Origin of the sequence: Lewinella sp. JB7, from assembly GCF_024297185.1 — a bacterium.
Lineage (GTDB): Bacteria > Bacteroidota > Bacteroidia > Chitinophagales > Saprospiraceae > Neolewinella.
Window position 1 is genome coordinate 291169 of the sequence record NZ_JANCTD010000003.1, and the last position, 14006, is coordinate 305174.

The 14006-nt window shown below is 61.1% G+C and carries 11 protein-coding genes; 4 read left to right on the forward strand and 7 right to left on the reverse strand.

Annotated elements, in window-relative coordinates; translation table 11 throughout:
• Positions 1 to 3: 3 nt before the first annotated feature.
• Genes NMA52_RS07400 through NMA52_RS07410 form a run of 3 tightly spaced genes read right to left on the reverse strand, consistent with a single transcriptional unit; the run spans position 4 to position 4934 of the window.
• Complete coding sequence (locus NMA52_RS07400) at positions 4 to 183, reverse strand: hypothetical protein (protein ID WP_183494791.1); 180 nt, start codon at positions 181 to 183, stop codon at positions 4 to 6.
• Positions 184 to 210: 27 nt separating this feature from the next.
• Positions 211 to 1674 (reverse strand): DUF1501 domain-containing protein, encoded by a 1464-nt coding sequence (locus NMA52_RS07405; protein WP_254827022.1) that lies wholly within the window; start codon positions 1672 to 1674, stop codon positions 211 to 213.
• 29 nt (positions 1675 to 1703) lie between these two features.
• On the reverse strand, positions 1704 to 4934 hold the full coding sequence (locus tag NMA52_RS07410; protein ID WP_254827023.1) for a DUF1553 domain-containing protein: 3231 nt from the start codon (positions 4932 to 4934) through the stop codon (positions 1704 to 1706).
• Between the two features lie 70 nt (positions 4935 to 5004).
• Here NMA52_RS07410 and NMA52_RS07415 point away from each other — a divergent pair, with 70 nt between their 5' ends.
• From NMA52_RS07415 to NMA52_RS07425, 3 genes are read left to right on the forward strand one after another with little or no spacing between them, the layout of a single operon-like run.
• Positions 5005 to 6210, forward strand: a complete 1206-nt coding sequence (locus NMA52_RS07415) for a sulfite oxidase (protein WP_254827024.1) — start codon at positions 5005 to 5007, stop codon at positions 6208 to 6210.
• 3 nt (positions 6211 to 6213) lie between these two features.
• Positions 6214 to 6612, forward strand: a complete 399-nt coding sequence (locus NMA52_RS07420; RefSeq protein ID WP_254827025.1) for a hypothetical protein — start codon at positions 6214 to 6216, stop codon at positions 6610 to 6612.
• Between the two features lie 26 nt (positions 6613 to 6638).
• On the forward strand, positions 6639 to 8084 hold the full coding sequence (locus NMA52_RS07425; protein ID WP_254827026.1) for a DUF4932 domain-containing protein: 1446 nt from the start codon (positions 6639 to 6641) through the stop codon (positions 8082 to 8084).
• On the opposite strand, the gene ettA is transcribed toward NMA52_RS07425, so the two are convergent.
• From ettA to yidC, 3 genes are read right to left on the reverse strand one after another with little or no spacing between them, the layout of a single operon-like run.
• Positions 8081 to 9763: an energy-dependent translational throttle protein EttA gene (gene ettA / locus NMA52_RS07430; RefSeq protein ID WP_254827027.1), complete on the reverse strand. Its 1683-nt coding sequence runs from the start codon at positions 9761 to 9763 to the stop codon at positions 8081 to 8083. The two genes, NMA52_RS07425 and ettA, sit on opposite strands and share 4 nt — an antisense overlap.
• 25 nt (positions 9764 to 9788) lie before the next feature.
• Positions 9789 to 10517 carry a DUF6438 domain-containing protein gene (locus NMA52_RS07435; protein WP_254827028.1) on the reverse strand — a complete coding sequence of 243 codons (729 nt, stop codon included), beginning with the start codon at positions 10515 to 10517 and terminating at the stop codon, positions 9789 to 9791.
• 7 nt (positions 10518 to 10524) lie between these two features.
• Positions 10525 to 12402 carry a membrane protein insertase YidC gene (gene yidC / locus NMA52_RS07440; RefSeq protein WP_254827029.1) on the reverse strand — a complete coding sequence of 626 codons (1878 nt, stop codon included), beginning with the start codon at positions 12400 to 12402 and terminating at the stop codon, positions 10525 to 10527.
• A gap of 94 nt (positions 12403 to 12496) precedes the next feature.
• On the opposite strand from yidC, the gene NMA52_RS07445 reads away from it, so the two are divergent.
• Positions 12497 to 12931 (forward strand): DUF3293 domain-containing protein, encoded by a 435-nt coding sequence (locus tag NMA52_RS07445; RefSeq protein WP_254827030.1) that lies wholly within the window; start codon positions 12497 to 12499, stop codon positions 12929 to 12931.
• Here the strand turns inward: NMA52_RS07445 and NMA52_RS07450 are convergent.
• Positions 12917 to 13954: a Gfo/Idh/MocA family protein gene (locus NMA52_RS07450; protein WP_254827031.1), complete on the reverse strand. Its 1038-nt coding sequence runs from the start codon at positions 13952 to 13954 to the stop codon at positions 12917 to 12919. The two genes, NMA52_RS07445 and NMA52_RS07450, sit on opposite strands and share 15 nt — an antisense overlap.
• Positions 13955 to 14006 lie beyond the last annotated feature (52 nt).

The window sequence follows — 14006 nt, forward strand, 5'->3', positions numbered from 1 at the left end:
ACCCTAACGATCGACCGAACGCAGTAGTCCCATTCCGGTGATAAAAAAGATCACGCCGACGATGGCCACGCCCCAGGCGTTCTGTCCGAGGGCCAACTGACCCGGATTGAAGATGGCCAGTACGCCGAAGGCCAGACCGATGGCACCGATGATGGTAAAGACGAGGGCTAAAGACTTTTTCACTTGCTACGATTTGGCCGCGAAGATAATCTAGGCCAGTAGATCCCGGACCACGTGACCGTGCACGTCCGTCAGGCGGTAGCGACGCCCCTGGTGCCTGAAGACCAGGCGTTCGTGGTCCACGCCCAGGAGGTGCAACATGGTAGCTTGCAGATCGTGCACGTGTACGCCCCCCTCCCGGATGTTGTAGCCGAAATCGTCCGTGGACCCGTACACCATCCCCGGCTTTACGCCCCCGCCGGCCATCCAGATGCTGAAACAGCGCGGATGGTGGTCCCGACCGTAATTGTTCCGGGTGAGCGTGCCCTGACTGAAGCTGGTACGCCCGAATTCCCCGCCCCAGATGACCAGGGTATCCTCCAGCAGCCCCCGTTGCTTGAGGTCCTGTACGAGCGCCGCGCTGGCCTGGTCGCTGCTCTTCGCGAGCAACTGGATGTCGTTGGGCAGGTTCCCGTGCTGGTCCCAGCCCATGTGGTAGAGCTGCACGAAGGGAACATCGCGCTCCACCAGCCGGCGGGCCAGTAGGCAATTGGCGGCGAAGGTGCCGGGCTTACGGGCCTCTTCTCCGTACAGGTCGAATACGTGCTGGGGCTCGTCGCTGAAGTCGGTCATCTCGGGAACGCTCGCCTGCATGCGGTAAGCCATTTCGTACTGACTGATCTTCGAGTCGATCTCGGGATCGCCCCAGTGTTCCTGCTGTTCGCGGTCCAGGGCGGCCAGGGCATCGAGTTCGGCGCGCCGCCGGTCCCGGCTGATCCCGTCCGGATTGTTCAGGTACAGCACCGGATCGTTACCGGAGCGAAACTGTACCCCCTGGTGGTGACTGGGCAGAAAACCGCTGCCCCACGACTGCATGTTGAGGTTCTGTACGTCGGGTTTACCGCGGGAGAGCAGCACGACGAAGGCCGGCAAGTTTTTGTTGCTGCTGCCCAGTCCGTAGCTCAGCCAGCTGCCGATGCTGGGGCGGCCTACCTGTTGTGACCCCGTTTGCATGAAGATGGTCGCCGGTTCGTGGTTGATGGCTTCGGTGTACATAGAGTTTACGACGCAAAGGTCGTCGGCCACCTTCGCGGTGTGGGGCATCAGGGAACTGAAGTACCCTCCGGTCTTCGCGTGGCGGGTAAAGGGGAATACCGAGCCTACCAGCGGGAAACTCGACTGGGCGGCCACCATACCGGACAGGCGCTGATTGCCGCGTACGCTGTCGGGGATCTCCTGCCCCCACCGTTCGTTCAGGACGGGCTTGTAGTCGAAGGTTTCTAGCTGGGAGGGCGCTCCGGCCTGGAACAGGTAAATGACCCGTTTGGCGCGCGGGGCGTGGTGCAGTTGCGAGAGTATGCCCCCGCCCGGTCCCCCGGCGGTCGGCGTGGAGGTGGCGGTCAGGCCGTTCGGAAGGAGTAGCGAGCTTAGTGCCAGTCCGCCGAGTCCCTTCGTCGTCGTCTTCAGGAATTCCCGCCGATTGGCGCGGTACAGTGCGCGGTGCAGATCGTTCATGCTTGGCCGTGGTTGAGAATCCTGATGATTTAGTTTTTGTAGTACCCTTCCGTGGAGTTCATGACCGTGTTTGCCACCCGTGCCATGGCGGCTACCCGCGCCGGTCCGGCGGACAGATCGGTCGCGTGAAAACCGGTCCCGAGAAATTCCCGGGTGGCCCCGGGGTTATCCGTAAAGTAGGCGAGCTCATCGTCGTAGAAGTCGGCGACCAATTCGGTTTCCGCTTCGGTAGGCCGGCGGCCGGTGAGCATCCGGAAGATGTCGTCCACAGCGGCCTCCTCGTCGGCGGTACGCGCCAGGGCATTACTGGCCAGCACGCGGCAGGCCTCAATGATCTGGGGGTCGTTGAGTAGCACCAGTGCCTGCAGGGGCGTACTGGAACTTTGTCGCCGAACCTGACACTCACTGCGAATACTGGCGTCAAAGACCATCATGGCCGGCGGCGGAGCGTTGCGTTTCCAGAAAGTGTACATGCTCCGACGGTAGATCCCGTGGACGCTGTCGATCCGGTATCCCGGAAAGAAGGAGTGGGACATGGTTTCCGACCACAGTCCCCGGGGCTGGTAGGGAAAGGTGGAAGCCCCCCCGATACGGGGTTCCAGTAGTCCGCTCGCTGCCAGGGCGTTATCCCGGATCATCTCCGCCGATCGCCGGTACCGGGTGCCCCGGGCCAGCCAGATATTGGACGGGTCCCGCTCCGCCAGTTCGGGGCGGACGACGGACGACTGGCGGTAGGTGGCCGAGGTCACCATCATGCGGACCAAGCGTTTCACGTCCCAGTCACTTTCCCGGAAATCCACGGCGAGCCAGTCCAGCAGCGCCGGATGGGAGGGCAACGCTCCCTGGTTTCCGAAGTCCTCCACCGACTCCACGATTCCCCGCCCGAACATCAGGTACCACATTTGATTCACGGCCACCCGCGCGGTAAGGGGGTGGGCGGGATGGGTGAGCCAGCGACCGAGCCCCAGACGGTTGCGGGGCAGATCGTCCGGCCAGGGCAGCATCGTTTGCGGCACGTCGGCCTCTACCCGTTTGCCGTGGGCATCGTACACCCCCCGCTCGAGGATGTAGGTGGGTCGCAATCGCGTGTCGTCGCCCATTACCATCACCTCACGGACCGTATCGATGGTCGTTACCTCACGGCGGCGCAGCCTCCGTATTTCATCCCGTTGGGCACGCAGGGTTTCGTCCTGGTGGAGGGCACGGTACTCCGCCAGTTCCCGGCGATCATTGCCGACGGTGAACGTTCCCTGCGGGTGCTCGTAGAGATAGCGGGCGACCAGGTCACCGGCCTCGACGTTCAGTATGCGGACCTCGTCGAGTTGGCCGCCGTTGAAGTCGTCGTCGTAGTGGCGATCGCCGATCGTGAAACCACCGTAAGTCATGTACAGCAGGGCCTTCGAATCCGTGTAGGGCCGGGTGGAACGCACCAGGTGGTTCCGGATCACGGTGGGGTTCACCTGACTCCCGTCGACGTACACCCGCATACCGCCGGCGTCGCTGCTGCCGTCGTAGCTCCAGACGAAATGCTTCCAGACGCCGTCCTCCAGGGCTTCGTCGATCCGTAAATCGATGGATTGGTACGGATGAGCGTGATTCAGCCGCAGGTGCACCCGGTTACTGTCCACGATCACGTCCCAGCCTTTGTAGGCCTGAGTGCGAGCGTTACTGTTGTACATCAGGTGCCCCTCCTCGTAAAATTTGGGGGCCATGATCCAGAAACTGACCGTAAAGGGATCGCTACGCTCGAATTGGGAGGCCGTACCGTCGCTTACTAGTTGTCCGCCCGAAAGGGAGATCGCCTTTCCCACCTTTCCGGGCACGGTTTTGAGGTGATTACGCTTTAGGTCGGAGACCGGAGCCAGATCGCGGACCGGTGCCTGATCAAACGTGAGGTGGTGCACGCCATGCTGCGTCACGTAACGCTCCAGGGCAGCCGGCGTCGGGGTTTCGGGCGGGGACGCGGGAGCGGTACGTTGGAGGGAGTCCAGCCGTTGTTCCTCCGCCGCGATCATTTTCAGGAGGTAGTCGTGGATCCGCTTCGTTTCTTCATCGGGCAGGGGCAGGGTGGGTCCGGCATTCATAGCCATGCTGTCGGGGACCATCTGACCGTTTTCGATGCCGTTGTAGCCAAAGATGGCGTCACCCCGCTCGACGGTGTTGTTAAAGAAACCGAACAGCTGGAAGTAGTCCTGCTGACTGAAGGGGTCGTACTTGTGGTCGTGGCAGCGCGCGCAGCCTACGGTGAGGCCCATGAAGGCGGTACCTACGGTATTGGTGCGATCGGCTACGTTCTCCACGCGGAACTCTTCCGGGATGATCCCCCCCTCCGAGTTTTGCTTGTGGTTCCGGTTGAAAGCGGTGGCTACGATCTGCTCCCGGGTGGGGTCTTCGAGCTGGTCTCCCCCCAGTTGCCATTCGATGAAGGTATTGTAGGGCAAGTTGCGATTATAGGCATCGATGACCCAGTCGCGGTACGGCCACATGGCGTGGTGAAGATCATCGAGGTAACCCTCCGAATCGGCGAAGCGGGCAACGTCGAGCCAGTGGGTGGCCATCCGCTCCCCGTAGGCGGGCCGCTCCATCAGTGTATCCACCATCTGCTCGTACCAGTCGGGGTCCGGCCGCGAGACCCACCGATCGATCTCCTCCAAGGAGGGGGGCAGTCCGTTCAGGTCGAAGTACGCCCGACGGATCAGGTAGGGGCGTTCGGCCTCCGGGGCCGGATCTACGTTCTCCAGTTCCAGCTTTTCGGCGATGAAGTGGTCGATGGGGTTCTTCGCCCAGTGAATCCCCGCGGCGGGAACCTCCGGCTTTTCGGGCGCGGTGAAGGCCCAGTGGGGCTTGTATTCCGCCCCCTGTTCCACCCATTTGGTTAGGATGGCTATTTCCTTTACCGAGAGCGTAAGGTGCGACTCCGGGGTCGGCATGATGACGTCCGGATCCAGTGAATTGATCCGTCGTACGAGCTCGCTGCTAGCCGGTTTTCCGGGTTTGATGGCTACCCCGTTTCCGCTTCCGAGTTCGGCGTAGGCGCCTTCCTCGGTGTCCAGCCGCAGGTCGGCCTCCCGTTGCTGGGCGTCGGGACCGTGGCAGGCGAAACAGCGGTCTGACAGGATGGGTTTGACGTCAAAATTATAGTCGATGGTGGGGGGCAAACCGGCGTAAGCCTCCGCGACGCCCTCCCGCAGATCGGGACCACAGGACATCAGGGAAATTGCCCAAAAAATGGACAGCGAGGAAAAAATCGCGGTGCGCAAATCGACTACTTTAGGGTGCCTAATTTACCGCCTTATTTCGACTTGCTTATTTTGGCCAAAATTGTCCGCCTTGCCCCACCTCAGTCGCCGCAGCTTTCTGACCGTTGCCGGTCTGCCCGTCGTTTTCGGTGCCGTTCTTCCTCCCGGCGTCCGGCTCGTCGGTCTCGATACGGAGGATCCTCTGCCCGGTAAACATCCCGGGCTCACCATCCTCAACGACCGCCCCGTCAACGCCGAAACCCCGCCACACCTCCTCGATCAGGAGGTTACGGGCGCCGACCGACTCTTCGTGCGTAATAACGGCATTGCTCCCGCGTCCCCGCCCGATGACCCCTCCGGCTGGACGCTCCGCATCGCCGGCGAAGCCGTCCCCGAACCCGTAGTATTTACCCTCGCGGAACTGCAAGGTCGCTTTACCCACCGGTCGTACCAACTGACGCTCGAGTGCGGGGGGAACGGGCGCAAGGAGTTCAGTCCACCGGCTACCGGTAATCAGTGGAGCACGGGTGCCGTGGGTTGTCCGGAATGGACCGGCGTGCGTTTGCGGGACGTCCTTGAAGCCGCACGCTACGATCGCGACAAAGCGGTCTACATCGGCTACTACGGCCGGGACACCCACCTGAGCGGCGACCCCGATAAAGTGGTCATTTCCCGGGGGGTGCCCATCGCCAAGGCCCTGGAGAACGAGACCCTGATTGCGTGGGCCATGAACGGCGAGCCGATCCCCCACCTCAACGGCTATCCGCTGCGCCTGGTGGCCAGTGGCTACCCGGCTAGTGTATCGGGTAAGTGGTTGTCGGAGATCGTCGTGCGCGACCGGGTACACGACGGGGAGAAAATGAATGGTGCATCCTACCGCGTACCCTGCAAGCCGGTGGCCCCCGGCGCTAAGGTGAACGACGAAGACATGTGCATCATCGAGGAGATGCCCGTCAAATCCCTGATTACCTCCCCCAAGACGGGAGCCGTGCTTACGAACGACCGCACGCTGCCCATAGCGGGTCATGCCTGGTGCGGCTCGGGAGCCGTCGCGCGGGTCGAGTACAGCATCGATTTCGGCAGCAGCTGGCATCCGTGCACCCTTACCCGACCGGTGAACCGCTACGCCTGGCAGCATTTTCGCGCGCGGTGCACCTTTCCCGAATCCGGCTACTACGAAGTCTGGGCCCGGGCCACCGACGAGGCCGGCATCGCCCAGCCGATGGTGCTCCCGAACTGGAACCCCCGCGGATACCTCAATAATGCCTGTCACCGTATTGCCGTCAAAGTGGTCTGAGCGATGAAGTCACTACGCCACTTCCTACTCCTGGGCATCGTGTTGCTCACCCTGACCCTAGCCTGCGGTGAAGCGGATACGGACGCCCCTCCCCCACCCCCGCCCCGGGAAGACGTCGTCGACGGGCTGGATTCCCTGACCGGACTGATCGCCCAGGGCGACTACCGCCTGGTGAAGGGCAATTGCCTGGCCTGCCACAGTGCCAAACTCATTACCCAGAACCGTGCTACGCGGGAGGGCTGGGAGGACATGATCCGCTGGATGCAGGAAAAGCAGGGACTGGCCGATCTCGGTCTCCACGAAGGGCCCATCCTGGATTACCTAGCCACTTATTATGCTCCCGAGGAAACCGGTCGGCGGCCACCACTGGATAGTGTTAAATGGTACATACTGGAGCAATGATTGGAACCTGGGCGATACTTTCAGTTATGAGAAATCCCGTCCACTTCCTATCTGCACTGCTGTTATCCCTTTCTTGCCTCGGCATGGGCGCTCAGACCCTGCCGCCGGAGCTGGTATATCCCGATACCCTGCGGGCGCCGAATGATTCCTTCTCCGTGTATTTTCATTTTCCCAATAGTAGCGGCGAGGTACGTAATAGTCTGTACGACACAGGGTCACACGGTACGGACGGCCTGCCGGGGCGGCGTATGGAATTCCGCACGCAGTACGACACGGTATCCGTGGGTTCGGTGAACACCGTGCACGACCAGCACCTGCTCATTCCCGTCATCGGCCGCACCGACACCTTTTTGTACCGTTTGCGCTTTAACGGCGTACCGCAACCACTTCCCCGGGACTACCGCGAAACTCACGCCGGACGGGTCACCTACGCCGTACCGGAGGTTTACGAACTGGCCAACGTGATCCTTTACCTCAGCACTCTCAGCGACAGCACCGGAAACCACCCCACCGGGAGCGATTACCACAGGGCGGTGGACGAACACTTCGGTGGGATGCGCAATCACGCCCTCGTCCGGTTACTGAATCGCCGGGCCAGTGCCGCTCCCGCGGGTTTCGATCTCTACTACAGTTTCCGGGAAAACAGTTTTGGCTTCACCTTCGATGAGTTTGACCGGCTGACGCCCGTTCCGTATCACCTGCCCGTGTACTTTAACGTCACCTCGACTTCGGCGACGGCTACCTTCATGGAGTTTACCGACCTCCTGTACCTCGTCCAGGACTTCGCCGAGCGGTCGGATTTTCGCCGGTTTTACCGCACCCACGCGGCGTACTATGCCGACCAGGTACGACAGCAACGCGAGTTGATGCCGGTCGAGCGGATGACCGACTGGCTCGACAACGAATTTACCGACCAGACGGATCACTACGTGGTAATCTTCTCCCCGCTCATCGGCGGGTCCCACTCGACCCGGCAGTTCAGTCTGCGGGAGGATCTTGTCCCCGTCACTTACACGGAACGCGTCATGTTCGTAAACGGTCCGGCGGGTATCCTCGCGGCGGATTATGATGTACGGACGAAGCAGGCGCTGCAGTCCGGAATCGTTTTCACCGAGATCGACCATAACCACGTCAACCCCCTGACCGCCGAGCACATTGCCCTCGTGAAGGAACGAATGTCAGACCTGGTCCGGTGGAACGGCCGTGCCGGTACGGGCTATTATGATTCGGCCTATGCCACCTTCAATGAATACCTGACCCACGCGCTTTTCTGCCTCTACGTGCGGGAGACTTACCCCCCGGAAGTAGCGGATCTGGTCATCGAGCGGCGCGAAGCCCTCATGGAGCGGCGCGCGTTTCCCCGCTTCCGTGCCTTTAATCAGGCATTCATGAGCGAGTTCGCGCGGGACAAGCGGACGAGGCCACTTCGCGAAAGCTACCCCGCGATCCTATCGCTACTTACGACGGATTAGCGGTTGATCACGTTCTTGAACCGGGGCCGTTTGGGGGTGACATCTCCGAGACGTTCCTTCTTGGCGGCCTCGTACTGGGAGTAGTTGCCCTCGAAGAATTGGATCTGCCCCTCGTCCTCGAAGCTGAGGATATGGGTGGCCAGTCGGTCGATGAACCAACGGTCGTGACTGATCACGAGTACGCAACCCGCGAAACTGTCGAGGGCATCCTCGAGGGCCCGCAGGGTGTTGATGTCGATGTCATTGGTCGGCTCGTCGAGCAGCAATACGTTGCCGCCCTCCCGTAGGGTCATGGCCAGCTGCAGGCGGTTGCGTTCCCCGCCGGAGAGCACGCCGACTTTTTTCTGCTGATCCGCCCCGGCGAAATTGAAGCGGCTGAGGTAGGCGCGGGCGTTGACGGCCGTGTTGCCCACCTCGATCATATCGTGTCCCTGGCTGACGACGTCGTAGATCGTCTTGTTGCCGTCCTGGAGTTGGGTGTGGGCCTGATCGACGTAGCTGATCTCGACCGTTTCCCCCAGCTTGATCTCCCCGCCGTCGGGCTGCTGTTCGTTGACGAGTAGGCGGAAGAAGGTCGATTTGCCTACGCCGTTCGGTCCGAGGATGCCGACGATGGCGTTCTTCGGAATGGTGAAGGTGGCGTCGTCGAAGAGCACCCGGTCACCGAATCCCTTCTTCAGCTGGCTGACCTCGATCACGACATCGCCGAGGCGGGGCCCCGGGGGGATGTAGATCTCCAGATTCTTCTCCCGCTCCTTCCCCTCGTCGCCGGCCAGCTTATCGTAGGCGTTCAGGCGGGCCTTACCCTTACTTTGCCGGGCCTTCGGGGCCATCTTGATCCACTCCAGCTCCCGCTTGAGGGTCTTCTGCCGTTTGCTCTCCTGCTTTTCTTCCTGGGCCAGTCGCTGCGCCTTTTGCTCCAGCCAGCTGCTGTAATTGCCCTCCCAGGGAATGCCCTCGCCGCGGTCGAGCTCGAGGATCCAGCCGGCGACGTTGTCGAGGAAGTAACGGTCGTGGGTCACCGCGATGACCGTGCCGGGGAAGTTCTGCAGGTACTGTTCCAGCCAGTGTACGGATTCGGCATCCAGGTGGTTGGTGGGCTCGTCCAGGAGCAGGATGTCGGGGTTACTGAGCAGCAGACGGGCCAGGGCCACGCGACGACGCTCTCCGCCGGACAGGACGGCTACCTTAGCCTCATCGGGCGGGCAACGCAGGGCGTCCAGGGCGGTATTCAGCCGGTTGTCCAGGTCCCAGGCGTTGCGGTTTTCGAGCTGCTCCATGAGCTCTCCCTGCCGCTCGATGAGTTTGTTCATCTCGTCGTCGCTCATCGGTTCGCTGAACTTCAGGTTCACCGCGTCGTATTCCTTCATCAGGTCCACGGTGTCCTGTACGCCCTCCTCCACGATTTCGCGCACGGTCTTCGTGGGATCCAGGGTCGGTTCCTGTTCGAGGTACCCGATCTTGTACGTACCGTCGAAGACCACGTTGCCTTCGTAGTTCTTATCCACGCCGGCGATGATCTTCAGCAGAGTCGATTTACCGGAACCGTTGAGGCCCAGTACGCCGATCTTGGCGCCGTAGAAGAAACTCAGCCAGATGTTATTGAGTACTTTCTTGTTCGCTCCGGGAAAGGTCTTGGAGACCCGCTCCATGGAGAAAATGATCTTATTATCGGACATAGTGCAGCGATTTTAGGAGGGCGAACTACCGCCGGGGGGGCGGCAAGGAACGCCAAATTTCGGCATCCACCAAGGTTTCCAGGCGTTCGATGAAGCGGTTCAGGGCATGGGGGGCTCCGTAGTATACCGTAACGGACCGTGGCCGGCCGTCCGCGTCGGGAAGGACCAATCGGGTAAATTGCAAATCGGTCGGCACCTCATCATCCACCGGATAGAGTGGCTCGAAGACGGTGTTCCGGAGGCTGTCGACGACAGTCAAAAGATCCCGTTTGGCAAAGTCGTCCAGTTGCCGCTCGTAGGCACCCTTACCCATTAGTCCGTTGCTGACGTTGAGAAGCATGTTGCCGTCGGGCCGGACTTCGAGGGTATACACGTCGCAATCCCCGTAACAGGCCGACTTACTGAAGGAAAACAGGGGAGCCTCTTTCCGGGCTGCGTCGTCGTCCGCCGGGGCAAGGGGCGCGGTGCCTACGTTGGCCTGATTTTCGATCCGGGCGGTTTCGTTGTCGGTCTTCCCCCGTTGCCGTTCGCGGTACATGTCGCGGGCCGCGGCCGGGTCGGCTACCGTGCCGGCGGACTCACGCGCGGGCACCGCATCGACCGGCCGGTCTTCCGGACGGGCGGGGGGCGGAACGGCGTCTTCCACCGTCGGCTTGGGTACGGGCGGCACGGTGGTAGTAGCTACCCGAACCGGCTGACGGGAGCAGGATACCACCAGTGCGAGCAACACGATCAGGGAGGATAAGTAGCGCACGGTGGGCTTATTTTTTCTTGGACTGGGCGGCCGCCTGCTGGCGTTGCTGTTCCTTCAGGGCTTCCTGCAGGCGTGCGCTAAAGCCACCCTTTTTCTTGGGTTTCTTCTTATTGGCATCCAGCTTGGCCCGCAATTTATCTTCATCGATGATGAAGTTCTTGGTGATCAGCGTCTGGGCGATGTTGAACACGTTGCTGAAGAAGAGGTAGCAGGTCAGACCGGCGGCAAAACTGTTGAAGAAGCCGAGGAACATGATCGGCATGATGTACTGGAAGTACTTCATCATGGGCTGAGCCGAGTAGTCCATGTGCCGGCTGTTGTAGTAGGCGTAGATCACGGTGGTGATGGCCCACAGCACGGCAAACAAGCTCAGGTGGCCCTGCATGAAGGGAATCCATTCCGGAAGGCGCATGATGCTGTCGTAGGTGCTCAGGTCGTTCGCCCAAAGGAAGTTTTCCTGCCGGAAGGTGATCGAAGCCGGGAAGAAACGGTAAAGCGCAAACCAGATCGGCATCTGTAGGACCATGGGCAGACATCCCCCCAGGGGGCTGGCCCCGTATTCCTGGTAGAGCTTCATGGTTTCTACCTGGGCCGTCTGACTGTCGTCCTTGTGCTTGGCCTTGAGCTTTTCAATCTCCGGCTTGAGCACCTGCATCTTCTGGTTGCTAACCAGCATCTTGTAGGTCAGCGGGTATACCAGCATCTTGACCAGCAGGGTCAGTACCAGGATCGCGATGCCCATATTTCCGATGAAGCCCGAGAGGAAATTGAACAACGGCCGGATCACCCAGCGATTAATGGTACCGAAAATGGAGGATCCGAAACTGACGACGTCCGACAGGTCGTAGCCGATGGCCCGCAGACGCTCGAATTCGTTGGGGCCGACGTAGAACGACATGCCGAAGGTTTCCGAAGCGGAGCTGCCGATGGGTAGGTTGAGGTCCGAGACCAGCAGTTTCAGTTCATCGTCGTTCAGTTTATCCTCGTCGGCCACCGTAGTAAGCACGGCGCTGCTGAAGCGATCGTCGGCAATGAGGGCGGAGGTGAAGAACTGCTGGCTACCGGCTACCCACTTGAGGGGCTGGTCGTCCAGGGTTTCCGTATCGTCGCTGGTACAGGAGCAGTAATCGGTATCGTCGTCTACGGGCTTGTAGTAAAGCGTGGAATAACTGGCCTCGTACTGACTGTTCTTTTCAATCTTGTCGAGGTGATTTTCCCAGTGCAGGCGCACGGTACCGTCGGTATTCGCCATGACGGTATTCAGCCCCTCAAATCGGATGTCGTAGTCGATCAGGTAACTTCCGTCTTCCAGGGTATACCGCTGTTCGAAGTAGCCACCCCCCTCTACGGGAGCCCGCAGCATTACGCTGTTGCCCTCCACGGTGGGCGTGAAGTACAGGTCGCTGGTACGCACACCGTCCCCGGCCACGCCGTTGACGGGAATCACGTACTCAAATTTGTTTTTCTCGTCCTCCAGCAGCAACAGGGGGAGGCGTATTTCCTCCTCTCCCCTGCGCTCGACGACCTTAGCGTAGTTCTTCAGTTCCGCCTGACGGATGGTCCCTCCCTTGGTGCTGAAGGTGACTTTCATCAGGTCGTTCTCGAGAATGACGTCTTCGGCGGTACCGACGGCCGAGGCGGCAAAAGCTCCGAACCTGCCCCCGAATTGCACCTTGCGCAGGGAATCGGACAGTTCCGTCGGCGGCACGTCCGCTTGCGGGGCCGGTTGTTCGCCGGCGCGCAGTTCAGCTTCGCTGAGGGCGGCGATGGAGTCCTGATAGCGTTGCTCCATCTCGATCTCCGCCGCGCTGGGGGCGGCTACGTACTGCCAGGCCAGGAACAGCAACATGATGAGGACGATACCAACGATGGAAGTTCTGTCCATCTCCATAAATTAGTCTTTTTCCGTATCTAAGAACGGAACCAGCGCCTTGCTGACGGGTTCCGTTTGGGGCCGCAAAGGTACGTATCAATCGTTTATGCTTCCACCAACAAAAGACAAGACGCCCCCACCCGCCGACCGAGGTCTGGAGGAGGCCTACCGAGCCGCCCGGTATACGGTAAACGGCATACCCCTGCGAATAGGTGAGTCCCACCCGGATTTTGACCGCTGGCTCACGGAGCGTTCCGCCGTCCAGTACACCATCCTGACGGCCCATAACCCCCGCTCGACCCCGCTCCACCCCCCGGTCAATGAGGCACGCCACGCTACCTTGCTGAAACTTCTCGATCAGCTGCGCCTGGACTACGTATCCGCGCGTGGCGAAGACCCCGCCGGTGAGTGGCCGGCCGAGGAGGGTATTTGCCTGCTCAACCTCCGGCCCAACGAAGCCCTCCAGATCGCCGTACTCTACCAGCAGCATGCCGTCGTGCAGGGCGAACGTGGCGGTGTTCCCCGTTTAGTCTGGGTATGACCCCGCCCGGTAGATGGCCTGGATGACGTCCACGACCATCCGCCCCTCCCCCGCCGGCGTGGCCACTTCGGCCCGCCCCCGTAGCACTTCCACCACATTATCGATGACGAAATGGTGGTTAGCCGCCGATCCCTCGTAGGGGCCGTAGTGATTCGGAGGGGCACTGGGCGGGAGCGCGGGAGCAGTGACACCGGCTACGTGACAATACCGCAGGTCGTTCATGTACTGTCCGCCGAGCTTCACGGTTCCACGACTGCCGATGACCGTAAGCGTGGATTCGAAGTTCCGGTCCCAGATCACGGTACTGAAGTTCAGACTGCCGAGCCCGCCGCCCGGAAGCCGGAAGTGAACCATCCCGGAATCGGGGAAAGGATGAACGTTACCGTGGGTCTGGTTGGCCAAAACCACCCGGTCGACTTCGATCCGGCCGAAGGTCCAGCAGAGCAGGTCCACGAAGTGAGCGAACTGGGTGAAGAGTACGCCGCCATCGAGCGCGGCATCCCCGTGCCAGGGATGGGGTTCTCCGTCAGCCGTGCGGTAATAGCGCAGATCCCGGTTCCAGAAACAGTCCAGGTGTACCTGAAGCACCGCTCCCAGCGTCCCCGCATCTACCACTTCCTTCAACCACGCGGAAGCGGGGCTGTACCGGTTTTGCATAACGCCGAATACGTGCAACCCCCGACGGTCGGCGGCGGCCATCAGCGCATCGCATTCGGCCACGGTCAGGGCCATGGGTTTTTCGATCACGACGTGGTGGCCCGCGTACAGGCACTCCAGGGCCTGAGGGGCGTGGAAACCGTTGGGCGTACAGATGCAGGCAACATCGAACCGGACCTGCCGCAGGAGCTCCGTGAGTTCACGGGTATAGTACACGTCCTCCGGGACCCCTTCCGGCCAGTCGAGGGCCTGCCGGGGGAGCCGGTCGCAGATGCCGACTACCTCCGCCTCCGGATGGGCGGCGATGAGCGCGGCGTGCCGCCGACCGATGTGACCGAGTCCGACGACGACGAAGCGAATGGCCATAGTGGGGGTTTGAATTGGGCGGACGAAGGTAGTAACTTACCGTATGCCCGTC

Bases quoted from the DNA above. Each gene is read 5' to 3' on its own strand.
- NMA52_RS07405 (WP_254827022.1), bottom strand. From the start codon at position 1,674: ATGAACGATCTGCACCGCGCACTGTACCGCGCCAATCGGCGGGAATTC.
- NMA52_RS07420 (WP_254827025.1), top strand. From the start codon at position 6,214: ATGAAGTCACTACGCCACTTCCTACTCCTGGGCATCGTGTTGCTCACC.
- NMA52_RS07425 (WP_254827026.1), top strand. From the start codon at position 6,639: ATGAGAAATCCCGTCCACTTCCTATCTGCACTGCTGTTATCCCTTTCT.
- ettA (WP_254827027.1), bottom strand. From the start codon at position 9,763: ATGTCCGATAATAAGATCATTTTCTCCATGGAGCGGGTCTCCAAGACC.
- yidC (WP_254827029.1), bottom strand. From the start codon at position 12,402: ATGGACAGAACTTCCATCGTTGGTATCGTCCTCATCATGTTGCTGTTC.
- NMA52_RS07445 (WP_254827030.1), top strand. From the start codon at position 12,497: ATGCTTCCACCAACAAAAGACAAGACGCCCCCACCCGCCGACCGAGGT.
- NMA52_RS07450 (WP_254827031.1), bottom strand. From the start codon at position 13,954: ATGGCCATTCGCTTCGTCGTCGTCGGACTCGGTCACATCGGTCGGCGG.